17 protein-coding genes are annotated in these 22,978 nt (G+C 43.6%); 11 read left to right on the forward strand and 6 right to left on the reverse strand.

The window, feature by feature from the left end; all coding sequences use genetic code 11:
• Positions 1-744: 744 nt before the first annotated feature.
• Both LZ23_RS12595 and LZ23_RS12600 read right to left on the reverse strand, forming a co-directional pair.
• Positions 745-1,374: a LexA family transcriptional regulator gene (locus LZ23_RS12595; RefSeq protein ID WP_045214712.1), complete on the reverse strand. Its 630-nt coding sequence runs from the start codon at positions 1,372-1,374 to the stop codon at positions 745-747.
• A gap of 200 nt (positions 1,375-1,574) precedes the next feature.
• Positions 1,575-2,369, reverse strand: coding sequence for an ion transporter (locus tag LZ23_RS12600; protein ID WP_045214713.1), 795 nt, complete (start codon positions 2,367-2,369; stop codon positions 1,575-1,577).
• A gap of 856 nt (positions 2,370-3,225) precedes the next feature.
• Here LZ23_RS12600 and LZ23_RS12605 point away from each other — a divergent pair.
• Positions 3,226-3,585 (forward strand): hypothetical protein, encoded by a 360-nt coding sequence (locus tag LZ23_RS12605; RefSeq protein WP_045214715.1) that lies wholly within the window; start codon positions 3,226-3,228, stop codon positions 3,583-3,585.
• 91 nt (positions 3,586-3,676) lie between these two features.
• Here the strand turns inward: LZ23_RS12605 and LZ23_RS12610 are convergent, their stop codons facing one another.
• The gene (locus tag LZ23_RS12610; RefSeq protein WP_045214716.1) at positions 3,677-4,960 is read right to left on the reverse strand and encodes a diguanylate cyclase; all 1,284 of its coding nucleotides are present in this window, start codon (positions 4,958-4,960) and stop codon (positions 3,677-3,679) included.
• An 845-nt stretch (positions 4,961-5,805) separates the two neighbouring features.
• Here LZ23_RS12610 and LZ23_RS12620 point away from each other — a divergent pair.
• The 4 genes from LZ23_RS12620 (at position 5,806) to LZ23_RS12635 (ending at position 9,469) form a co-directional block, all read left to right on the forward strand.
• Positions 5,806-6,873 carry a TRAP transporter substrate-binding protein gene (locus LZ23_RS12620; protein WP_045214719.1) on the forward strand — a complete coding sequence of 356 codons (1,068 nt, stop codon included), beginning with the start codon at positions 5,806-5,808 and terminating at the stop codon, positions 6,871-6,873.
• Between the two features lie 136 nt (positions 6,874-7,009).
• On the forward strand, positions 7,010-7,501 hold the full coding sequence (locus LZ23_RS12625; protein ID WP_045214721.1) for a TRAP transporter small permease subunit: 492 nt from the start codon (positions 7,010-7,012) through the stop codon (positions 7,499-7,501).
• Positions 7,502-7,505: 4 nt separating this feature from the next.
• Positions 7,506-8,813, forward strand: a complete 1,308-nt coding sequence (locus LZ23_RS12630; protein ID WP_045214722.1) for a TRAP transporter large permease — start codon at positions 7,506-7,508, stop codon at positions 8,811-8,813.
• Positions 8,814-9,028: 215 nt separating this feature from the next.
• A complete protein-coding gene (locus LZ23_RS12635) occupies positions 9,029-9,469 on the forward strand; it encodes a host attachment protein (protein WP_045214724.1) in 441 nt (146 codons plus the stop codon).
• A gap of 889 nt (positions 9,470-10,358) precedes the next feature.
• Here the strand turns inward: LZ23_RS12635 and LZ23_RS12640 are convergent.
• Together LZ23_RS12640 and LZ23_RS12645 are read right to left on the reverse strand one after the other, a co-directional pair.
• A complete protein-coding gene (locus tag LZ23_RS12640) occupies positions 10,359-11,111 on the reverse strand; it encodes an ABC transporter ATP-binding protein (RefSeq protein ID WP_045214726.1) in 753 nt (250 codons plus the stop codon).
• Complete coding sequence (locus tag LZ23_RS12645) at positions 11,108-12,181, reverse strand: FecCD family ABC transporter permease (protein WP_045214727.1); 1,074 nt, start codon at positions 12,179-12,181, stop codon at positions 11,108-11,110. Before LZ23_RS12645 ends, LZ23_RS12640 begins: the two co-directional genes overlap by 4 nt.
• A 670-nt stretch (positions 12,182-12,851) precedes the next feature.
• Here LZ23_RS12645 and mgtE point away from each other — a divergent pair.
• From mgtE to LZ23_RS12665, 4 genes are all read left to right on the forward strand, one after another.
• Positions 12,852-14,285: a magnesium transporter gene (mgtE, locus tag LZ23_RS12650; RefSeq protein WP_084591053.1), complete on the forward strand. Its 1,434-nt coding sequence runs from the start codon at positions 12,852-12,854 to the stop codon at positions 14,283-14,285.
• Positions 14,286-14,929: 644 nt separating this feature from the next.
• The gene (locus LZ23_RS12655) at positions 14,930-15,889 is read left to right on the forward strand and encodes a TAXI family TRAP transporter solute-binding subunit (RefSeq protein WP_045214729.1); all 960 of its coding nucleotides are present in this window, start codon (positions 14,930-14,932) and stop codon (positions 15,887-15,889) included.
• Positions 15,890-16,212: 323 nt separating this feature from the next.
• Positions 16,213-18,429, forward strand: a complete 2,217-nt coding sequence (locus LZ23_RS12660; protein ID WP_045214730.1) for a TRAP transporter permease — start codon at positions 16,213-16,215, stop codon at positions 18,427-18,429.
• A gap of 17 nt (positions 18,430-18,446) precedes the next feature.
• Positions 18,447-18,920: a universal stress protein gene (locus LZ23_RS12665; protein ID WP_045214732.1), complete on the forward strand. Its 474-nt coding sequence runs from the start codon at positions 18,447-18,449 to the stop codon at positions 18,918-18,920.
• 593 nt (positions 18,921-19,513) lie between these two features.
• On the opposite strand, the gene LZ23_RS12670 is transcribed toward LZ23_RS12665, so the two are convergent.
• Positions 19,514-20,119, reverse strand: a complete 606-nt coding sequence (locus tag LZ23_RS12670) for a FlgO family outer membrane protein (protein ID WP_157493217.1) — start codon at positions 20,117-20,119, stop codon at positions 19,514-19,516.
• Between the two features lie 1,243 nt (positions 20,120-21,362).
• On the opposite strand from LZ23_RS12670, the gene LZ23_RS12680 reads away from it, so the two are divergent.
• Together LZ23_RS12680 and LZ23_RS12685 are read left to right on the forward strand one after the other, a co-directional pair.
• On the forward strand, positions 21,363-22,097 hold the full coding sequence (locus tag LZ23_RS12680) for a hypothetical protein (protein WP_045214737.1): 735 nt from the start codon (positions 21,363-21,365) through the stop codon (positions 22,095-22,097).
• Between the two features lie 14 nt (positions 22,098-22,111).
• Entirely contained in the window at positions 22,112-22,942 is an 831-nt protein-coding gene (locus LZ23_RS12685; protein WP_045214738.1) for a FlgO family outer membrane protein, read from the forward strand.
• Positions 22,943-22,978: the final 36 nt, after the last annotated feature.

A 22,978-nucleotide genomic window follows, 5' to 3' on the forward strand; every position in this document is an offset into this window, starting at 1 on the left:
TAGAGCGACATTTAATACATAATAACTGTTTACCCCTATTTGAAAAAAACAGGGGACAGGTCCCCTGGCCCTGCTTTCCTTAAAAGCTCCTCACCCGGGCGGACCAGGACCGAACTTGTGAGTAACTAAAAAATCAGCCTTAACACGTTAGAGATTGCCGCGCTCGAAGACTCGCTCGCAATGACAGCTGAGCTGTCAGGGATGTAGTTACTGAAAACTTGTCACCCACGAGGGAGCCTAAGCGACCGAAGTAATCTGTATGGCAAAACCATAATGCTTTGAATTTATTACTTATTTGGTTTTAGTTACTTAGAAGCTCCTCACCCGGGCGGCCCGGGACCGAACCTGTGAGTAACTTAACGAGTCTGTCACTTTTCTGAAAAATTGGGACAGTCCCCGCGAGGTGCTATAAAAAAGAAGGATACTCCTTTGGTTCCTGGAAGAAATTTGCTTCAATGGAAAAATTTACACAGCGAGGGACAGTCCCCCTCCGGGCTGTAAGCCTCCGGGCAGGAAGCTGTGCCAGGCGCAAAGCTCCCATCTTTGACGGAACTTTTCTGGCAAATGTGCATCAATCATAAGCAAAAATCGTGAAAATGTGAAAAATATAACCGTCTGATTTTATTAGCAAAACGATTCTAGTTACTTGTAAGCGCTAAACAGATACTATTATTTTAAGCAATTGGATCCAGGCATAGCCAGTTCTAATGATACATGCAAAGGGCTGTTAAATTATTTCTACAATCAGCAATACTCCCGACTACTCCATAAAACCCGCCCGATTACTCGCAAATTATCAAGTTCATCACCTTGTAAAGTAATGGGCATAAAGTTGCGGTTGCTGCTGAGTAAGACTACAAGCCCTGTTGAAGTTTGAACCCGTTTGACTTGAATGGTGTCATCAAGACCAACCACATATAAATTACGGTTGATTATGGACTGCTGACTTTGATCCACAAGAATTGCATCGCCTTCTTCAAGTTCAGGTGACATGCTTTCACCCACAATATCCATCAGCACCATATGCCGCGGACTGCCTTTCTGACTAATCCATTGCAGGGAAAAAGGAATCTCATCAACGATATTATCCTGAATCTCAAGAGAACCAGCACCGGCACACGCTTTAGCGCTAACTTTGGGAACTAAAAAAGAATCCTCACGTCCGGACTGATATATGGGACCCTGACCTGTTTTTATCCAGTTAGGGTTCAATCCAAGGATTGTAGCTACCTGATATGGCCATCCCTTGGGAACACCTCTACTTTTAGCAAGGGTGATGGAAGCAGCCCCCACATTAAGCAGCTCAGCGAGTTGTTTTTGGGTTTTGATATCCGACGCCCTGCAGATTCTATAAAAAAAATCTTGAAAGTCCATACTTGCATCTCCTGGAAACACTGCATTTATTAAAATTGGGAGGACAGTTTGCAGTTACTTATCTTATAATTTACCAAAGTAAACAAAGTTTGTCAATAACACTGCATCGAGATTTTTATGTAAATTATTGCCTCGGTCACCTGGGACAGGCACTTTTGCCGACACCAAACCACAAAATAGTCGCTTAGCGGTATTGCCTGTTACTTCTCTTTTAATAAAATGGACACTTTATCATCTATTGAATCCAGTCTTCGCTCCAGCCTGTTCATTACTACCACAGGATCAAGCCTTGTTCCCTCCTCAAGAGATTTTTCCTCCATGGCGCTTACAATGATTCCCACTACCAGATTTATAACAGTATAGGTGGTGACAAGAATAAATGGCACAAAAAACAACCAGGCGTGTGGATATATTTCCATTACAGGACGAACAATTCCCATGGACCAGCTTTCAAGGGTCATAATCTGAAAAAGAGTGTAAAATGAGGCACCAACGGTGCCAAACCATTCAGGAAAGCATTGACCAAAAAGTTTGGTACTTATGACCGCTCCAACGTAAAATATTATTCCCACTATTCCCGCAACAGAACCTACGCCAGGCATGGCATGAAGCATGGCTGCAACAACTCTGCGCATGGTCGGCAAAATGGAAATCATGCGCATAACCCTTAAAACTCTTAATGATCTCAATACAGATAGTCCTGCCTGCTGTGGAACAAGAGATATTCCAACCACAAGGAAATCAAATATGTTCCAGCCATCTTTGAAGAAACGTCCACGCATGGCATAAATTTTAAGCAACAACTCTCCAACAAAAATTGCAAGGCATAAATTATCTACGGCTATAAGAAAAGATCCTGCAACAGCCATGGCAGCTTCAGATGTCTCAAGCCCCAATACTATTCCATTGATTACAATAACCGTCATTACAAAGTTTTGGAAGCGCTTACTTACCACTATGGCTTCAATTTTGGACCGCAATGAATTGTTTTCCATATTTGATTCCTCATAATCAGGAAGTTTAAAAGTCGCATTGAGTAAATAGTAACATTTTAGCCTGCCTTATGGAAAGGAGGGTGCACGCACTCCGGGACCCACTTTAGTATCAACCGGTGATTTTAAGCATCTCACTCTGGAAGCAGGCTAGTCCGGAAGAGCCAGTCCCTGTGCCACATGTAAGGTATAAACTATAGTATTACAAAAAACAGACGAGAAGCATCAACTACACGCCTGATCATCCCTGGCTGAAACACAAAAACAGTGAAGAGATGCGAATTTATTTCAAAACTTTTTCAGATCATCAAGTAAAATAATGAGGACACGGCAAAAACAAAAAACAGCCAGGCAGAAAATTGCTATGCTACAATTCTTTTGACTTGCAACTGATTTACTAATAGTTAGTTTCAAACCGGACCAGTATGCTTCTAAGTAACTAAAACCAAATAAACAATAAATTCAAAGTATTATGGTTTTGCCATACAGATTACTTCGGTCGCTTAGGCTCCCTCGTGGGTGACAAGTTTTCAGCAACTACATCCCTGACAGCTCAGGTGTCATTGCGAGCGAGTCTTCGAGCGCGGCAATCTCTAACGTGTTAAGGCTGATTTTTTAGTTACCCACAAGTTCGGTCCCGGGCCGCTTGGGGGAGTAGCTTACAAGTAACTTCAAAAAACTGGACGCCGGATCAAGTCCGGGGTGACGGTTAAAGCAAGCTATTTCTCTTTATCGTCATTCCGGCGAAAGCCGGAATCCAGGCTTTACCCTGTTCCCTGGTTTCAGCCTGGGAATATCTTTTTTTAATTTTGAGAAGGGATATCTGAAAGCTTTTAACTTTAAAGACTGGAGGTTTAATATGAAATACTTTTTCATGCTTTCACTGGCATGTCTGATTTTTTTGACAGGATGTGCAGCTTCCAATTCAGTGATCATGCCTCAGGAAGGTGGAACATATCAGATCGTAACTTATGGAAGTTCTGAAAGACAGGCGAATCAGGAGGCCGTTTCTGAAGCTACAAAAGTATGTAATGAGGCTGGCAGGAACATGATCGTCTTAAACCATGCTTCTAAGTATGAAGGTGGACTGGCCAAAGGAGATAAAGAGTTGATTCAGTTAGGATCTCAGATTGCAAGTATGCTGGATGGTAAGATTTCTCCGGTTAACACTTCTTCGCCCAATGACTACAAGGTTGTAATACATTTCAGATGCGAATAAAAAATTTTTTACTTAAGCCCTCAGAGGTCTTCACTCACATCAACTGGCTGTAGAAGTCAGCCAGTTGATGTGAAAAGAGTGAGGGGAACGTCTAAGCAAGAACCTGAATCTGATTACGGCCCTGTGCCTTGGCTTCATAAAGCATCTTGTCAGAAGCAGTAATCATTTCTTCAAGGCTGTCCTGCAGTACGGGACAAACCCCGATGCTCACTGTAACTTTTATGTCATGCTTATCAAAGTGAATAACAGTGCTTTCAATAGAAGAACGAATTTTTTCAAAAACCCTTTTTACGCCCGCGCCGTCCATCCCGGCACATGCAACACAGTACTCCTCGCCCCCAAATCTTGCTACCAGATCTGATTCACGAACACAGGACAAAATAGTCCGGCCAACAAAACGAATCACCTCATCTCCCGCGTCATGACCGAACTGATCATTACATTTCTTGAAGTGATCTATATCCATCATGGCGATAACAAGTCCTTTATTGTCTCTTCTGGCCCTCTCAAACATTTTGTCTGCTATGCCGAAAAAGTACCTGCGATTATAAAGTCCGGTTAAAAAATCCTTTTCAGCCATATTTCTGATGGTTTTGATGTACTCTGTGGTTTCAATGTTATGCCTGACACGACAGTACAATTCCTCGGCAATGAAAGGTTTATGCATATAATCATTAGCTCCGGCCTTGAGAAAATATGCTGAAGTGGTGGCATCACCGACTCCTGAAAGCCCAATAACTGGCAATCTGCTTTTGGAATGGCTGCGACGTATCTCTTTAACCAGATCCACACCATTGAGTTTGGGCATGTTGTAATCAGTAATCAACATACTAATGTCAGGTTCCTGCTTAAGTTTTGCTAATGCATCCTGACCATCTACAGCCTCAAGCACAGTAAAATTCCATACTTCGAGCAAATTCCTGACTATTTTCCGGCTTGTGTTGGAATCATCCGCCACCAGCACTTTCATGCCCATATTTTTCTGAAGGCGCTTAATGGTTTCCATGACCTGGACAACATTTTCCTGGTTTTCTTTAAGCACATAGTCAACAATCTTCTTGGACCACATTCGCTCACGAAGTTTATCAGATAAAGTTGCTGTAAAAACCACAGAAGGTATTTCATACCCGACCACAAGGTCCACCACTTCACCATTGGGTGCATCCGGCAAATGCAGATCTAAAAGTGCAGCAAAAAAAGTATGTGCTCTATTTTCAAGAACTTTTGCAGCCTCACGCAGTCCGGTGCACATGACAGGCTCAATCTTAAGGTGCTCCCTGACAGCATTCTGGAGAATATATGACAGAAAATTGCTGTCCTCGACAATGAGGACCTCTCTGTTTTTATCATGAAGATCTAACGGGGTAATATTCATAATCAATCCTCATTTTTTTATATTGAAAAGTCTTGAAATAAACGGTTATCATAATTTTTTCTTTCTTGACAGTTCAGCTTACTGATAAATCATGCCTGGCAGGTATACTTTGTGAATATTTATTTTTTATGAATATCACTGAATCCCTGAATTGTCCATGATTTCATCACGCTGCAGCGAAAGTCATGCAGTGCCGCCTGAGAGAGAATGAATCTTTTGCCATCGGGATTCCTGAACTACTTGAAATTTGAGATAAATTTTCCAGCCCAGCATTTTTTTGCAAAAATTATGCTTCAAGGACAGCATAACTATCTCAAAGAAAACCAGATCGCAATCTTGCAAAGAATCTTGACTTGCATGTAGACTCGAGATAATCTGAAAAGTTGTAGTAGTATAGTTTCCATCTGGAGAGCCTTTCTTTCCGTGGCCTGGAACTGTTGTTTTTCTTTCCTGAAATGATTTTTGTATCAGGTTAGCGCTTTTAAGGAAAGCAGGGGACAGGCACTCCGGGACCCACTTGATCATCAATTTGTGCTCAAAATGACTCATTTTTGGGACAAGCGGGTCCCGGAAGAGCCAGTCCCCCTCCGGGCTGTATGCCTCCGGGCAGGAAGCCGTGCCACATGCAAAGCGCTAAACAGATACTGATTTTTTATTTTGGCAGGAATATCATGTAATTATGAGGGAAAGTACTTTAATGCTTTAACTGATAGTTGTTTCGATTGGCACAACCAGAAATGAAGAAAACCATTTCGGGATGAAAACTGATCTGAATGTGATATTTTTTATTCCTCTTTGTGGTAAGGCACTGAACAAGCAGCAAATTTTTTATCTGGAGAAAAAAAATGAAGAAATTTCACTATGGCATCATTTTGTTTTTACTAACCCTTTCATTCCTTTTTTCAGGATGTTCTTCTGATGAAAGCGGGGTAGTGCCTGCAGAACATCAGACCTTTAATTTGTCCATGGCCACTTTTTGGCCCTCCACAGCCTTTCAGGTGGCTGAAATGCATAATTTATGGATCCAGGAGGTGGAACACAGAACAGACGGACGGGTCAAAATTAATCTTCATCCTGGCGAAGTGCTTCTTGGCGCAAGAGAAATATACAATGGAGTGGCCAGTGGCGCAGCAGATATTGGGACAACCTGCCCGTCTTACACTCCTGGCATGTTCCCAATGATTGAGGCCTTTGAACTGCCAGGGTTTATTAACGCCAATGCAACAGCAGCCTCAGCAGCCATCAATGAAGGTTATAAAACCATTCGCCAGGAACTGGATCTGGATGAATTTGAAGATGTCAAGGTTTTGTTTCTCTGGGCCACGGGACCAGGTAATATTATGTCCAAAAGACCGGTTAGAACTCTGGATGACATGTCAGGCATGGAAATCCGGGCTGTTGGTGGAACAGTGCCTTCAGTTGAAAGCCTGGGAGCAACAACTCACGCCATGCCCATGTCAGAGTCCTATCTTGCTCTGGATCAGGGACTGGTTAATGGCATCCTTGCCCCCAACGAAACATTGCGTGCCTTCAGACTGGCTGAGGTAGTTGACTATGTCACCAACACCCCTTTTCTATACAATGTAGCATTCATCAAAATCATGAATAAAGATACATGGAATTCACTTCCTCAGGACATTCAGAACATTTTCAATGAAATGAATGAGGAATTCGTTATTACCTACGCCCAAATGATGGATGAATTTTCACAGAATATCCTCGAACAGGCTGTTAATGAATACGGCATTGAAGTTATTGACCTTTCAGATGAAGAACGGGAAAAATGGCTTGCCAGACTGACACCAGTTGTGCAAAACTGGATTGATAGACGCGAACAGCGTGGTCATCCCGCAAGCCTGGTTTATGAAATTGCCCGTGATCTTGATATAAGGTTTTCTGAAAAATACCAGTAATCTGGAAATACAGCTACTTAACTGCTCAAAGCCCTTTTGCGCTGAAAAGATTTCTTCCCCGGATCTGTCGGGTCACCGATGATCCGGGGAATTCTTTTGCAAAGTGAAATCTCTATCAGCCCACAGCACCGCACCCATGAACAGATTGGAAAAAATTATATATACTCTGGCCAAAAAAAGTTCCCAGTTTGCCCAGGCAGCCCTGGTCCTGGTTATGCTGGTAATTGTAGCCAATATTTTAATGCGTGCATGGTGGAAACCCTTACCGGGAAGCTACGAACTTGTAGAAATTCTTGGAGCCGTCATTCTATCCATGGGTGCTGCATACTGTGCGGTTACAAGGGGGCATGTTACTGTCAGCCTGCTTGTGGACAGGCTGTCCAAAAGAAAACAGGCTGTTGTAGATCTATTAACAGGCACAGTGTCATTTATATTTATTTCCATCATCAGCTGGGGCATGATCAAATACGGAAAAATGGTTTTTTCCCGTGGACTTGAAACCGCGTCATTGTCCATCCCTCTCTATCCCTTTTATTTTCTTTTAGCTGCAGGGCTTGTTATGCTTGCCCTTACTGCCATGCTGGAAGTTTTCAAAGCGTTGAACATTCTCATCAGATCAAAGGAATAAAAGAGTGACCCCGATTCAAGTTGGAATCCTGGCCATAGTCCTGGTATTCATCCTTATTGCCGCTCGGATGCCGGTAGCTTACGTCATGCTCATCGTGGGCTTAGCCGGATATGCGCATGTGATTTCACCTGCTGCTGCCCTGTCCATAGCTGCCTCATCCATTTACAACACTTTCGCTTCATACTCCCTGATTGTTGTACCTCTTTTTGTCTGGATGGGTTATATTGCTTATCACGCAGGAATAAGCAGGCGTATCTATGATGCGGCATATAAAGTTATTGGCAGCTTGCCCGGAGGCCTGGCACTGGCCACTATTGGAGCCAGCACGGCCTTTGGAGCCATCTGCGGGTCTACAACTGCCACCGCTGCCACCATGAGTGCTGTAGCTGTTCCGGAAATGAAGCGCTATAAGTATGCCAGATCTCTCGCTACTTCTGTTGTGGCATCTTCTGCAATCCTCGGAGTCATGATTCCGCCAAGTGTAATATTTATTCTGTACGGCATTGCAACCGGAGAATCCATTGCAAGACTGTTTCTCGCTGGAATATTGCCCGGAATTCTGCTCATGTCTCTTTTCATGCTGGTTACCTACATCATGGTCAGACGCAATCCATCTCTCGCACCTGGAGGGCCCAAGGTCAAAATAAAGGAAAAAGTAAAAGCTGTTTTGAGGGGAGGCGTTGAGGTGGTGATAATTTTCCTGGCGGTTATCGGAGGGGTGTTTTCGGGTTACTTTACTCCCACAGAAGCTGGTGCTGTAGGTGCAGCAGCAACACTTGGGGTTGCTGTAGTCAGAAGACAATTGACATGGAGAGGTTTCCTGGATTCACTGCGAGACTCTATCCGTATTTCAGCCATGATTATGTTTCTTGTGGCAGCTGCAACAATATTCGGCAGATTCCTCGCTGTCACCAACATTCCCATGACCATGGCTGTCTGGGCCTCGGAACTTCCAATTCATCCAATCCTTGTCCTTGCCGTAATACTTGGCATTTATTTGATACTAGGCTGCTTTATTGACGCCCTGGCCCTGATCCTTCTAACTATTCCCATTTTCTATCCCGTTGCTGTTCAGCTTGGTTTTGATCCGGTCTGGTTTGGCGTCATTATTGTTCTTGTGGTGGGAATGGGAGTAATCACACCTCCTGTTGGGGCAAATGTCTATGTTGTTGCCGGTATTGTTCATGATACACCTGTCACAACAATATTTCGGGGATCATGGCCTTACCTCTTGACCATTTTAGTCTGTATTGCCATCCTGACCGCATTCCCGCAGATAGCTCTTTTTCTGCCGGGATTTTTCAGTGGATGATGCTGTAGCGCCATCCAGACCCAACTCCGAAAAAAAGTAATAGCTTAGTTCTTTTAAGGTAATCAGGGGAACAAACGCTTTAGGACCCGCTTGAGCAATAAGCAATGTTTTCTACGTGTTATTTATGATGCAAGTGGGTTCAGGAAAAAGCAGCCCCTTGCCACACCCCAGGATCTGAATTATTACTGGAATACTAATCAAAATGGAGGTCGATTATGGAAAAAATATGGGTACTTGCGGCTGACAATGGCCGCGCGAGATTATTTGAGACCACAAAAAGAACAGTGCTTGAAAATGAAATACAGTCTCTCGTCAATCCGGCAGCAAGACAATCAGTCAATGAAATTGTTGAAGACCGCCCTGGAAGGAGCCCACACCCATCTGACGGTGAAAAGCGGGTAGCCTACACCCCAACCTCTGATCCTAAAAAGCATGAAATTCAGCAGTTTGCCCGCTCTCTTGCTGAAACCCTGAATAATGGGGCCAGAGACAACAAGTTTCAAAAGCTGTATATTCTGGCTCCTCCTTCTTTTCTTGGCATGCTCAGGTCTGAACTAAGCAATGCAACTCAGAAAAAGATAGCAGGGGAAATTGATAAAAATCTGGCGCAGCTGAAAATGGAGGAAGTCAGGAAACATCTGCCTGAATACATGTAGACAGCTTAGTCAGGAGGCTCTTATTGATCAAGCAAAGGGCAGGCATCAGGTATCTGCCTGCATAGCATTACTTGCAGGTGCACTAAAAGCCTGCCCTCTGCCCCCTGATCTCTAACCCCTGACTTCTGCCCCCCTGACCTCTGATCTCTGACCTCTGCCCTCTGCCCTCTGACTTCTAAGTAACTACATTTTTATGTCAATCATTTCAAGCTGTTATGGTTTTCAGTTTTTTACGATTTTTCTTTAAGATTCACTTACAATTACCAGAAAAGTCCCGTAAAAGATGGGAACTTTGCGCTTGGCACAGGGACTGTCCCTCGCTATGTAAATTTTTTCATTAAAACCGATTTTTGCCAAAAACCAATGCAGTATCAAACTTTTTAACGTTTCCTTGCGGGGACTGTCCCAATGTCCATAGAGGAGACTCATTTTCAGTTACTCGCAGGTTCGGTCCCGGGCCAGCCGGATGAGGAGCTTACAAGTAACTATAGTCGTTTTTGTAATAAAATCAGACGGTTATAATTTTCACAATTTTTATAATTTTTACATATGATTGATTCTCAATTTCCTGAAAAGTTCCTTCAAAGATGGGAACTTTGCGCCTGGCACAGCTTCCTGCCCGGAGGCTTACAGCCCGGAGGGGGACTGTCCCTCGCTGTGTATATTTTTTCATCAAAGCAAATTTCTTACAGGAACCAATGCAGCATCAATCTTTTTTATAGTACCTCGCGGGGACTGTCCCAATTTTCAGAAAAGTGACAGTATCCTAAAGTTACTCACAAGTTCGGTCCCGGGCCGCCCGGGTGAGGAGCTTCTGACTTCTGATCTCTGCCCTCTGCTCAAACCCTATTCAAGATTTTAACCTTCTGATGCTGCCACAAACAGGGCATTATCTGGGCACAATAAGGATTTGTCCTGCATGTTCAATAATATCAACACTTACGCCATAAACGTGCTCCACCATAGCAGGGTTAACCTCGCATCTCCAGCCATGATGGAAAACCTTACCTTCTTTAAGAAAAAGAAACTTGTCCGTAAATCTGAATGCCATATTCAAGTCATGCATAGTCATCACCGCAGCAATCTCATGCTCCTTCACCACATGGCCTATGGTGCGCATGATTTCCATCTGATTTTTCAAATCCAGACTGCTTGTAGGCTCATCTAACAGAATAACAGTAGGCTCCTGGACCAGAGCCCTGGCAATGCAGACTTTTTGCAGCTCACCCCCGCTCATTTCATCAATGTGACGCAAGGCCAGGTGTTGAAGCCCCATATGCCTGACAGCAGAGTCCACAATTTTCAAATCATTTTCACTTATTTTCCATTTAAGATAAGGCTTTCTGCCCAAAAGAATGGCATCAAAGGCAGTCATCCTTCCTGCTTCACTTTTCTGTGCTACATAACCGAGCCTTCTCGCTATCTCAGCCGAACTCATTCGAAAAACATCTGCATCCTCAACCATGACAGCTCCTTTGCCTGGCTTTAAGATACGGTTGACGCATTTCAAAAGTGTTGTTTTACCTACACCGTTGGGTCCTAATATGGTAAGAATTTCGCCTGGTGCTACGCTAAAATCCAAATTTTCAAGCACAAGACTTTTATTATAGCCGATGCACAGATCTCTAACAGAAAGAATCACCTGATCCTCCTTCTGATTAGCAAATATAGAAAAGTCGGTGCTCCGAGAAAAGCAGTAAGAATGGAAACCGGCAGAACATGTGGTGCAAGCATGAGCCTGGCCACTGTATCAGAAGCAAGAAGCAGAACCCCGCCAGTCAGGCATGCAGCAGGCATCAGAAACCTGTGATCATCGCCTATTATCCGCCTGACAATATGAGGACATATCAATCCCACAAATCCAATAATGCCCAGAAATGAAACAATAGTAGCGGTAACCAGAGAAGCCACAATCATTCCTGTCATGCGCACTATCTGTACCTGCACGCCAAGACCTTTTGCTGTCTCATCACCAGCATCAATGGCATTGTAATTCCAGCGATTATATATAAAATAGAGAACTGAAAAAAAGACAACAATTGCCATAATCCTGATCTCGGTCCACCCTGCTCTCGATACATCTCCAAAGGTCCAGAACACCATGGCTGCCAGCTGAACATCATCAGCAAAATACTGCAAAAACATGGTGCCTGCTCCAAAGAGAGAGCCCAGGGCCACACCGCTGAGCACCATGACTTCAGGAGTAGCACCGCGCATTCTGGCTATAGCCACAATCACCATTGAAGCTGCCATACAGAAAAAAAAGGCAATCATTGTGGTCAAGTATGGATTGGCGATGGTTATCGCTCCTAGCTGGCTGCTCTGCATTACTCCGCTGCCCATAATCATCACAGAGAATGCGGCTCCAAATGCACCTGCCTGCGAAATACCGAGAGTAAAAGGAGAGCCGAGAGGATTGCGTAAAATGGATTGCATGGCTGCACCTGCAGCAGCCAGACCTGCTCCTGCCAGAAAGGCTGCCAGAGCATGTGGAAGACGAATATTTAAAACAATGACGTTATATCTGCTGTCATGAGACTGCCCCAAAAGTGCTTTGACAACATCCCAGGCAGGAATTCTTACCGCACCAAACGAAATGGCAAGAATAAAAAAAAAGCCTGTCAAAAACAGCAGCAGAATTAGAAAAAAAACCTTACGGCCTATATATGTTTTGTATTCAAAGGGGATTTGACCATCATCAAAATGTGACATGGATGGTCAGTTATATTATGTGGGAATTAATGTCAAAATGAAAACAAAAAAAACATCTTTGTAACACGCAGAGCCAGCTTTATATTACTTACCGTGCCTGAAATACTTCAAGACCGAGCACCTGCGCTTCTTTTCTCAAGCCCGAGTAACTGAAATCGCATGGAGGATGCAGACTCCACTTATCAAGGCAGTTTCTCACAGGTTTGGTCCCGAAAGTCTAAATGAGGCACTGCCAAAAGACAATATTCAACAAAAAAATTATATATTATTAAAATTAAATCGCAAAATAGAAAAATATTTTTAGAGCAATATTGACATTAAAAGCATTTATAATCTAAGCTTTGCAAGTTGTACCTAGTACTTCAGGCAATTATATCGCCTGATAAAAAATAAGGCAGCCAGCACCCTTAACCCTTTTGGAAAAAAGCCATATGCCGAAGCCTGGGACAGTCCGGAACTCACTTAACATTAATTAAAACATAAGCGAGGTTTGATTAGAACCATGGACCTTCCGAGTAGTTGTGCTCTGAAAAAAACAATAAACGCTATTACTTCAATTCATAAAGTTGTAATCAACTGTCATCAAATCCGGTTCCATCGGATTCCAGCCTAAATTCATAAGTGGTCTGGTTTCCTTATGCCGCGATTTGAGGCAGAAAGGAGGCAGACAATGATCGATAAAATTCTTCTCGAAGAACAGGATTTTTTAAATGCTGCACTTGAAGGCGACAATTCCAGCCGAAAACTTCTCATCGCCAAACTGGACGAATATCTTCATTCAAGCAATCATGAGATAATTCGCGATTTTTTCATGCGCCTGCACCCGGCTGACTCAGCCCAGGTTATTGAATTTTTCTCCCCTGAAAAGGCATGCGCTTTGATCAAATTTCTTGATATCGAAGATCAGGCCAGAATATTCAATTATCTGCCTGCCAACTTTGAGGCTAGAATGGCCAAAGTATTGGGCAGAAGAGATCTTGCCAAAATTGTCAGTGCCATGTCCCATGATGAACGGGCAGACCTTTTTAACAGGCTTTCTCCCGAACAACAGGAGGAAATACTTCCAGCCCTGGCTCAAGCAGAGAGAGAAGACATTCGCAAACTTTCATCCTATGCAGAAAATACTGCAGGTGCGGTCATGACTTCAGACTATTGCGCCCTGCAACCAGACATCTCAGCCAGCCAGGCCATTGACAAACTTAGAAGGGAGGCCCCTGACAAAGAAACCATTTATCAGTCTTTTGTCATTGATAAGGACAGAAGGCTGCTTGGGGTTGTGTCTTTGCGTGAGTTGCTCGTTGCTTCTCCTTCAGTGAAAGTTAAGGACATTATGAATGCCCAGCCGATTTTTGGAAGTGTTAATGATGAAGCAGAAGAAATTGCGGAAACCATGTCTAAGTATGACCTTCTGGCCATGCCCATCATCAATGGCAACGATAAGCTTGTGGGTATTGTTACCTTTGATGATGTGCATGATATTATTGAGGAAGAGGCAACTGAAGATTTTCATAAGATGGGCTCCATATCAGGACACGGAGAAAGTATAACCGGTGTGAACTTTCTTCAGATAAGCCCCTGGCTTTTGATCCAGAAAAGGCTGCCATGGCTCATAGCTTTGGTATTTGTCAATCTTTTGTCCGGTGCTGGCATTGCATTTTATGAAGACACCATTCAGGCCGTAGTAGCTCTGGTTTTTTTTCTGCCTCTGCTTATTGCCAGTGGCGGAAACGCCGGGGCTCAGTCAGCCACTTTGATGGTCAGGGCCATTGCTACCGGCGATGTTCATGCCAAGGACTGGATGAGGCTCTTAGGGCGTGAAGTTGGAATAGCGCTCATCCTCGGTGGGGGTATGGCACTGGCTGTTTCACTTATAGGTGTATATCGGGGCGGTCCTGAAGTGGCCATAGTTGTAGCATTGACCATGCTGGCTGTAGTAATTTTCGGAAGTCTTGTAGGATGTCTGCTGCCCTTTTTACTGACCCGATTTAAAATGGACCCGGCGACTGCCAGCGCCCCTCTCATTACTTCCATTGCTGATGTGGGTGGCATTCTTATTTATTTCAGCATTGCTACCTGGATTCTGAATATCCATGCCCCGGTCTGAGTGCCGGCAAGGCTGTATTTTAACTCTTGCGACTAAAAAATGATTTTTTTCAATCAAGCATCAGAAATCACGACGAAAAAAGAACCGACTCCCTGAGCCCAAATATAGACAGGCTGCTGAAGTGTTGATTCGGGCGCTTAGTGGAAATCTAAAGCAAACATGCTGGTCGTTACGGCAATTTTAAGTGGAGCTTGCATCCTGCTGGCTTTTTTTTAAAAAAGGCCTGCTGGAAGCAGGCCCCACTTTACAAAGACTTAACAAACAGCTGCCCCGAAGGTGCCACTTTTTCCTTGCAGGGTCGCGGTAGAAGCATAGTAACTTACTGTTTCAATCCTGTAGAAAAAAACAAGAAAGTTTTTTAACCATAGAAAGAGCAATGATGCCCAAGATCCTTATTTTTCATTCTTCAGCCTTGGGCCTTAAATCTTTACCCTGAAAAAGTGCGGTTCTCGTTCCAACTCAAAAATCTTTGTTAAAAATTGGTTGTGAGCACAGCCCGGATTAGTGCCGGTCAAGCTCAAATTAGCCATTCTTAATATTTGACATAAAATCATAAAATAGGATATTATAGGTAAATATGGTAAAGGACCTCTATTATACATTAATTATCAAACCAATTCTTTATCTCAGGAGGTAGGTTGATCATGTTTACGAAAAAAATTTTTATTGCCCTGGCTGTCATTACCATGATGGCTGTGTCTGCTCCTCAGGCCAAAGCCAAACAGGACATCCTCTTTGGTGGTGCTTCCATAGTGGGAGTATATTATCAGGTAGCTCTCCAGATCAGTAACATCATGAACAGACACCAAGGCAGTGATTACAACTACATTGGCCGCCCAACCGGTGGCTCAGTGTTCAACATCAATGCTCTGGAACGAGGTGCTTTTGATTTTGGTGTTGCGCAGTCCGACCGCAACTGGCAGGCCTATAATGGAGCAGCTGAATGGGATGGCAAGCCCATCAAGTCACTGCGCAGTGTATTCAGCATGCATCCTGAAACAGTAATGCTCGTGGCAAGACAGGATAGCAACATCAACAAGGTTGAAGACATTAAGGGCAAGAGAGTGAATATCGGCAACCCTGGTTCTGGACAGCGCGGCAATGCAATGGACGTACTGCGCATTTACGGCATTGATCCGGGTTCTGATTTCAGGGCTGAAGGCCTTCAGCATCATGAAGCAGCCAGAGCTCTGGTTGACCGCAATATTGACGCTTTCTTCTACACCATTGGCAACCCCAGCGCTGCCATTGAAGAACCCGCAACTTCAGTTGACATAAACATGGTTCACATCAATTCCCCTGGCATCAAAGAAATGGTCGCTGAAAGACCATATTACATCATGACCAGCATTCCGGGCGGTACTTACAGAGGCATTGACGAAGACATCGAAACCTATGCTGTGACTGCCACAGTTGTAACCAATGAAAACGTTCCTGACCAGGTTGTTTACGATATGGTCAAAACTGTATTCGAAAACTTGGACGAACTTAAAGGCTCTCACGCAGCTTTTCGTAATCTCAATGTAGAAGAAATGCTCCAGGGTCTGTCTGCACCACTTCACCCAGGTGCTGAAAAGTATTATAAAGAACAAGGCTGGATGTAGCTTATACTGCAACCGGTGTCCGATAACCGGACACCGGTTTTTTTAATATTAACAGTGTGAAAAAGTCCTTATCAGGCAGGCTGTTAAGGGCAAAATCAAAATTCATTTCATAGGCAGGTCCGACTGTTTTATACTTGAATTTACACGATACATTTTACTGTTGATGATTCAGGGGAATAAATTCTGGCTGACTGCAGGAAAACTGCTCCCAAATCCTGAGTCCCACCTCTAAAGTAATGTTCAGGTGCATGATTTTCATATAATAACTCTTCACTGGATAAATCATCCCATCATGACAATTCACATTATACTCAGAGATACCCATGCAAGAAAAATTAGATAAACAAGACAGCACTGAGCCGGAAAGCATAGTTGACAAAGATGATTCCGTAAAAAAAGCAGCCCAGGACCTGGTGGTAATGACCGAGGCCGGGGCAAGAAACCCCCGAAGTGTTGTAGCCAGATATATAATTGTTGCTATCTGTCTGGCCTGGTCCGGTTTCCAGCTTATGATCGCATTCGACCCTATCAATTCCCAGATTGCCCGTGCCTGGCATCTGGCATTTGCCATGACTCTGGCCTTTCTGGCATTTCCTGCCTACAAACAGGAATCCAAGCCAATATGGGTTAACTGGACCCACAAAGTAATCCCCATTCTTTCCCGTCGGACCATAAGAAAGTACATTCCCGTCTATGACTGGATATTCGCAATTCTTGGTGCCGCCTCAGCCCTATATATATGGTGGGACTATGAAAACCTGATTTATCGTCAGGGAATGCCCAACCAGACTGACATTATTATGGGGGTCTTGCTTATTATTCTTCTTCTGGAAGCAGCCAGGAGGACCCTGGGGCCGGCTTTGACCATTCTGGCCGCTCTTTTTCTGGCCTATAACTTTGTCGGACCATATCTGCCTGCTATGCTCAGACATCGCGGACTGCCTCTGGACTTCATTATCAGCGACATGTATCTGACCACAACAGGTATATTTGGAGTACCTCTTGGTGTTTCCACCAGTTTTGTATTTTTGTTCGTACTTTTCGGCTCTCTACTTGATAAGGCCGGTGGAGGAAAATATTTCATTGATGTGGCCTTTTCCGCCCTTGGCACTTACCGCGGGGGGCCTGCCAAGGCTGCGGTCATGGCTTCGGGACTTACCGGCATTGTTTCCGGCTCCTCCATTGCCAATACAGTTACTACCGGCACATTCACCATCCCTTTGATGAAAAAAGTAGGGTTTCCCGCTCACAAGGCAGGGGCTGTGGAAGTGGCATCATCTGTTAATGGGCAGCTAATGCCGCCCATCATGGGTGCAGCAGCATTCATCATGGCTGAAATTATCGGCATACCCTACTTAGACGTTGTCAGGGCAGCCCTTTTTCCTGCTCTGATTTCTTATCTGGCGCTTTTGTATGTTGTGCATATTGAAGCATTAAAAATGGGTGTCAAGGCCATTCCTCGCCTTGACCTCCCGAAATTCTGGAAGACCACCCTGAGAGGTTGTCACTTTCTAATACCCCTTGCCATTCTGATAATCTACCTCGTGGTCCTCAGACGATCCCCTGTTGCTTCTGCTCTTTTTGCAGTGCAGAGCCTGATGATCATAATGATTATCCAGCGCCCAATGATCGCTTTTATTTCTCTGGGGTATCACCGCAGACTCGGGACCCTGGATCCCAACCTCAATCTCAAGCGCTTTATTCTTCATGCCTTTTTTGAAGGTCTCAAAGATCTCTGGGAAGGCTTGATTGCTGGAGCCAGAAATATGATTTCCGTAGGAATAGCTACTGCTACTGCGGGAATAATTGTTGGTGTAGTAACTATTACGGGTCTGGTTAGCAGGTTTGTCAATATCATTGATATTGTTTCCATGGGTAATGTTACACTGATGCTGGTTTTTACAGCCATGACCAGCCTCATCCTGGGCATGGGCATGCCCACTACAGCCAACTACATTATCATGGCCACGCTGACGGCCCCGGTCATCCTCACTCTCGGTGCTGACGCCGGACTGATACTCCCAATTATCGCCATCCATCTATTTGTTTTTTATTTTGGAATTATGGCAGATGTTACTCCTCCAGTTGGCCTGGCCTCTTACGCTGGAGCTGCAATTTCCAGATCTGATCCAATAAAAACTGGTGTTCAGGCTTTTTATTACAGCCTGAGAATAATGATTCTTCCCTTTATCTTTTTGTTTAACACGGAACTGCTCATGATAAGCGGGGTAACAGCAGACGGGCATGCCATCTGGATAGATAACTATCTCCACATCAGCTGGATTTTCTTTTCAGGGCTCATAGCCATGTTTGCTTTTGCTTCTGCGCTGCAGGGCTTTCTTGTGACCAAATGTTCATGGTTTACACGCCTCATTTTATTGGTTAGTTGTTTGACCGTTTTCAGGCCAGGTATATTAGAGTCATATGTTTTTATGGGGCGAATAGGTTTACAGATAATCGGTGTGGCAGTCTTTTTCTCGATATTCTTTATTCAGAAATATAATTATAATAGAAGAAAGCATCTATTACAGAAAAGTTAGAACCGGAGGCAAACTAAATGTTTAAACACATCCTGATTCCCATTGACCTGCAAGAGGAAGATGAACGTCCGCGTACCCTGGCCCTTCACAAGGCTATTGAGCTTTGCCGGGTTTATGATGCCCAGCTGCATGTGCTCACAGTTGTACCTGATGTAGGCATGCCCATCGTAGGTTATTACTTTCCAACAGAAACAGAAGATAAAATTGTTCAAGAATCGGAACGTTTTCTTCATGAACTTATCAATCTGCACATCCCTGATGACATTGAGGTTCAACACCTGGTTGCCCAGGGAACAGTTTACAAACGCATTCTTAAAATGGCGGACAAAGTAAATGCAGACTTGATCATCATGCCCGCCCAGCAAATGAAACTGCAGGATTACCTCATAGGCTCCAACGCTTCAAGGGTAGTTCGCTATTCCAAATGCTCAGTACTTGTGGTAAGATCAGACTTTGATGATAGTTTTGTATGCATAAGTTGCGAAAAGTAAGCAACTTGAGAATTGAAAGTTATTTGTGAATTATTCCTGAAACAATGTCAAAAAATAAATTAAAGTTGAACCGCTATGGCGCTAAGGACTCAAAGCCAAAGACAGTGTAGAGGGTATTTTTTTGAAAACCGGCATTGTTTTCCAAAAAATCTGCCTTTTTGGTTAAATTTCCCATTTAACTAAGCGGGTTTAACTGGATTCCCCGGCAAATGAAAACTTCTTTCTTACTTTGCGTACTTTGCCTGCCCGGTTAAACAACGCTGAAAGCGTTCCTGCGCAGCAGGGTTTAACTTGGAGTTTAGAGTTCGCCCGGTTGAATAGGCCTACAGTCTCATGCAAAGCCTTATTCAACCGGGCAAATCTTATAACGGACGGTTAAAATATCTATTTTGAGATTCCACGAGAAACTCGAGTTAGTAACTTGCTGTTTCAATCCTGTAGAAAAAACAAGAAAGTTTTTTCACCTTGAAATAGCAATGACGCCCAAGCTCCTTATTCTTCAGCCTTCAATCTTCAGTCTTCAGTCTGAAAAGTACGGTTATCGCCCCAACTTAACGGTCCTTGTTTAAATTGGGTTGTGGGCACAGCACTCATTAATTTATATTTCCAGTAGATATATTTGGTGTAAAGTGATGCAAGGTTATGTCTGCACCTGAAAAACCTGCTGGATTTAAAGCCCTTAAATCATAGGGAAGCATGTAATCTGCTGCAGCCAGTGTCAGGCCATCTGCTGTCCTTAATACCTTGGTATGGACATAGACCTGGTTATACACCACTGAATAAGTACCTACAAGAATAGCATTGGCCTTATTGTCCCTGGCGAGCTCTGTCAGTTTTCTGGATAAGGCAAACTCCCCTTCTTTTTCCCTGACGAGAAGGCTCTCAGTTCTCAAGCGCATATCTACAACCTCATAGCCGCATTGAGTCAGTCGTGTACCTATCTGGTGTGGAATAATTCTTCCCAGAGTGCTCGTTTCTGAGAGATTATCTAAGTTGACAAATGAAGTAAGCAGAAATCTGGTGTCCTCAGGCACCCTCCCAGCCATTATGCTTATGAGACTCGTGCCCGCTGCATAGTTAGGGGTAATTATTTCAGCCTGGCGGGACGGAATATTTTGCCCTCTGTCCGGAACCATTCCGGCAATGGAAGAGCAGCCAGCTATGGTTAGAACCAAAATGAGCACAGCGAAATAACTCATTCCCAACGAACACCTGCCTGCCAAATTTTTTTTTGCAGGCTTTGACAGTGACTTGTCCATCAGCCATCCTCCGCTTTTGAGATATATATTTTTTTTAGAATAAGTATCTTGATAAAATAAACTTTATTAACCAGGCTGTAGTTAGACACATTGACACCCTAATCAACATGCTCATTCTTACACCCTTATCTAATTGCACATTTCAGGCCATTTGAGGCGCTGTCCCAGCTGGAGCATCCCAAATCAAAACCAGCAGCAGAAATATGGCTTTACCCCCTGCGAGAATTCGGTTTGCACAAATATGCATAAAAACACATTTTTTAGTACATGTTTAGCGCTTCCAAGTAACTACAATTATTTTGCTAATAAAATCAGACGTTTATAATTTTTACAATTTTTATAATTTTTTCATATGATTGATTCTCAATTTCCTGAAAAGTTCCATCAAAGATGGGAGCTTTGCGCCTGGCACAGGGACTGTCCCTCGCTGTGTAAATTTTTTCATTTAAGCAATTTTTTCCAGGAACCAATGCAGCATAAATCTTTTTTATAGTACCTCGCGGGGACTGTCCCAATTTCCAAATATGGGACTTTTCTTCAAGGTGGAGGCGGCTTCCAGCCGCCTGGAATTACATAGCCTGCAGGATGCAGGCTCCACTTTAAAGACAGTTACTCACAGGTTCGGTCCCGGGCCGCCCGGGTGAAGAGCTTACAAGTAACTACAATCGTATATGCAATAAATTCAAAGCATTACGGTTTTACCATACAGATTGCTTTGGTCGCTTAGGCTCCCTCGTAGGTGACAGGTTTTCAGATACCATTTTTACAATTAGCCTAAACATATTCAAGATATGACCGAATAAAACAATATTGACACCTTTTTTATGAAGCCAATATCGCTTCATCATTTTTTTTACACCGCAGGAGTTCGGTCTTTGGAGACTGGTTACGTATCTTTGATTTTTTTGATCTGTACAATCACTTTTCAAGTCGTATAACTTTCTGTAGTCAGTCCTGACAGGAAAACTGATTTTTCTTAGTTTTACTGCAGGTTACTTGTTATGTTATAGTTTAGACTTTGGATATGGCACAGGAACAAAATCTTCCGGGACCAACTTATTCCATAACCGACACATTATGGACATCAATATTACTCAAGTCGGTCCAGGAATGAGTGTTCTCTGCATACTAAAAAAAATATACTATCCTTTTTTAAAAAAATCGTTCTCACCTGGAGGTGACAATGTCTTTAAAGAGCACAATCATACTGATTATTTGCATTTTTTTTATAGCTGGTTGTGTTGGTTCGCATAGGGGGTATGAGGCACGGATTTCTCAACCGGTTGCTTCGCAGGTTCCGGTTCCAGCTGCTTATCCCTTGAGCACCCAGAATAAAATGCAGGCCATGCATCACTGGAGATTGCTTGCAGAGGATGTAGCATGTCGAATTTCTGAATTCCTCGACATAAGTGTGTTCGAGCGACACCACCCCATTTATGTATCACCCGCAGGAACAACCCCTTTTGAAAAAGCATTTTATGATCTTTTAATCACCAAACTTGTTGAGAGAGGAGCGCAGGTATCAAGACACAGTCGCGAGGCCATGGTTCTTTCATTTGACCTGCAAATGGTCAGGCACAGCAGAGGCAGGACCGTCAGAACACAATCTGGTGTTTATCAATCACTGGCCCCGGGAATGTATGTCCAAAGGCAGTCTCCGGAGACAACCACGCTGGAAGGCCTGCGCCAGGCTGAACTGCATGTAGCTCGTTCACAGATAAATGTTGACTCTGGAATATATACCCATCATCTGCCAAATATTGAAGTAATGGTTACGACATCTTTAACAAGAAATGACAACTACATGATCCGTGACTCATCTATTTACTATATAAACGATGCCGACTGGAGCAACTACAAACAAAATGTCATGTACCAGGATCCTTCGGTAGTTAATTACAGACTCGTTGATCAATAGGATAAGGAGAGGCCATGAAAAAATTTTGTTTTTCGTTATTTTTTGTTCTGATTTTCTACGCAGGACAAGCTCCGGTTTATGCCTGGTCACCGGTTGCCCACCATGGCTTTACGAGAGTGGAGGGTTTTCCTGCGATAGCATATCAGGCAGCTGATGCTCTCGAATACAACCTGAGTGCAGATATAAGCAGAACTTTGCCCATACTGTTTTCAAGTTTTGTGAATTTAAATGACTTTAACTCAACTTCCACGCTGGGAAGAATTTTAGGTGAGCACATTGGTTCAAGGTTTTCCCAGCACGGTTATAATGTAATAGAACTGAGACTCAGAAAGAACTCACTTCATATTAGTGAAAAAACAGGTGAGTTTGCCATGTCAAGAAACATGAATCTTATCAGAGATTCCTGGAACGCACAGGCAGTTATATCCGGATATTACCACATAGTACATGACAGAGCTATTGTTTCAGTCAGGCTGGTTAGCACTATTGATAATTCCATACTGTCTTCACACGACTTTTCCTTTAAGCTTAACAGATATTTAATGGACATGGTTGAGACTGAGACACTGGTCGCAACTGTAGATAAGAAAGAAGAGGAAGCCAGGGTTCCTCCAGGCCCCATATCAACAGGAAGAATTGAACTTAGTATTTCCAGAAGTACTGATGCCAAAATCATCCAGACCAGACTTGCAGAACTGGATCTTTATCTGGACAGAATAGACGGCATTTGGGGAAGAAACTCCAAAATAGCCCTGGAAAGATTCAAGTCAAGACATCAGCTTGCCAGGCCTGACAGGTGGGACATGCCTACTCAGCTTAAACTATTTCAGGGAACCGGGCAATAAAAACACACTAATTTTTACCAAAAAGTGAGCCATTCG

Origin of the sequence: Desulfonatronovibrio magnus (assembly GCF_000934755.1) — a bacterium.
GTDB classification, from domain to species: domain Bacteria; phylum Desulfobacterota; class Desulfovibrionia; order Desulfovibrionales; family Desulfonatronovibrionaceae; genus Desulfonatronovibrio; species Desulfonatronovibrio magnus.

Excerpts from the sequence above, each read along its gene's own strand:
- LZ23_RS12595 (WP_045214712.1), bottom strand. The coding sequence starts at position 1,374 with ATGGACTTTCAAGATTTTTTTTATAGAATCTGCAGGGCGTCGGATATC.
- LZ23_RS12600 (WP_045214713.1), bottom strand. The coding sequence starts at position 2,369 with ATGGAAAACAATTCATTGCGGTCCAAAATTGAAGCCATAGTGGTAAGT.
- LZ23_RS12605 (WP_045214715.1), top strand. The coding sequence starts at position 3,226 with ATGAAATACTTTTTCATGCTTTCACTGGCATGTCTGATTTTTTTGACA.
- LZ23_RS12610 (WP_045214716.1), bottom strand. The coding sequence starts at position 4,960 with ATGAATATTACCCCGTTAGATCTTCATGATAAAAACAGAGAGGTCCTC.
- LZ23_RS12620 (WP_045214719.1), top strand. The coding sequence starts at position 5,806 with ATGAAGAAATTTCACTATGGCATCATTTTGTTTTTACTAACCCTTTCA.
- LZ23_RS12625 (WP_045214721.1), top strand. The coding sequence starts at position 7,010 with ATGAACAGATTGGAAAAAATTATATATACTCTGGCCAAAAAAAGTTCC.
- LZ23_RS12635 (WP_045214724.1), top strand. The coding sequence starts at position 9,029 with ATGGAAAAAATATGGGTACTTGCGGCTGACAATGGCCGCGCGAGATTA.
- LZ23_RS12645 (WP_045214727.1), bottom strand. The coding sequence starts at position 12,181 with ATGTCACATTTTGATGATGGTCAAATCCCCTTTGAATACAAAACATAT.
- mgtE (WP_084591053.1), top strand. The coding sequence starts at position 12,852 with ATGATCGATAAAATTCTTCTCGAAGAACAGGATTTTTTAAATGCTGCA.
- LZ23_RS12655 (WP_045214729.1), top strand. The coding sequence starts at position 14,930 with ATGTTTACGAAAAAAATTTTTATTGCCCTGGCTGTCATTACCATGATG.
- LZ23_RS12660 (WP_045214730.1), top strand. The coding sequence starts at position 16,213 with ATGCAAGAAAAATTAGATAAACAAGACAGCACTGAGCCGGAAAGCATA.
- LZ23_RS12665 (WP_045214732.1), top strand. The coding sequence starts at position 18,447 with ATGTTTAAACACATCCTGATTCCCATTGACCTGCAAGAGGAAGATGAA.
- LZ23_RS12670 (WP_157493217.1), bottom strand. The coding sequence starts at position 20,119 with ATGAGTTATTTCGCTGTGCTCATTTTGGTTCTAACCATAGCTGGCTGC.
- LZ23_RS12680 (WP_045214737.1), top strand. The coding sequence starts at position 21,363 with ATGTCTTTAAAGAGCACAATCATACTGATTATTTGCATTTTTTTTATA.
- LZ23_RS12685 (WP_045214738.1), top strand. The coding sequence starts at position 22,112 with ATGAAAAAATTTTGTTTTTCGTTATTTTTTGTTCTGATTTTCTACGCA.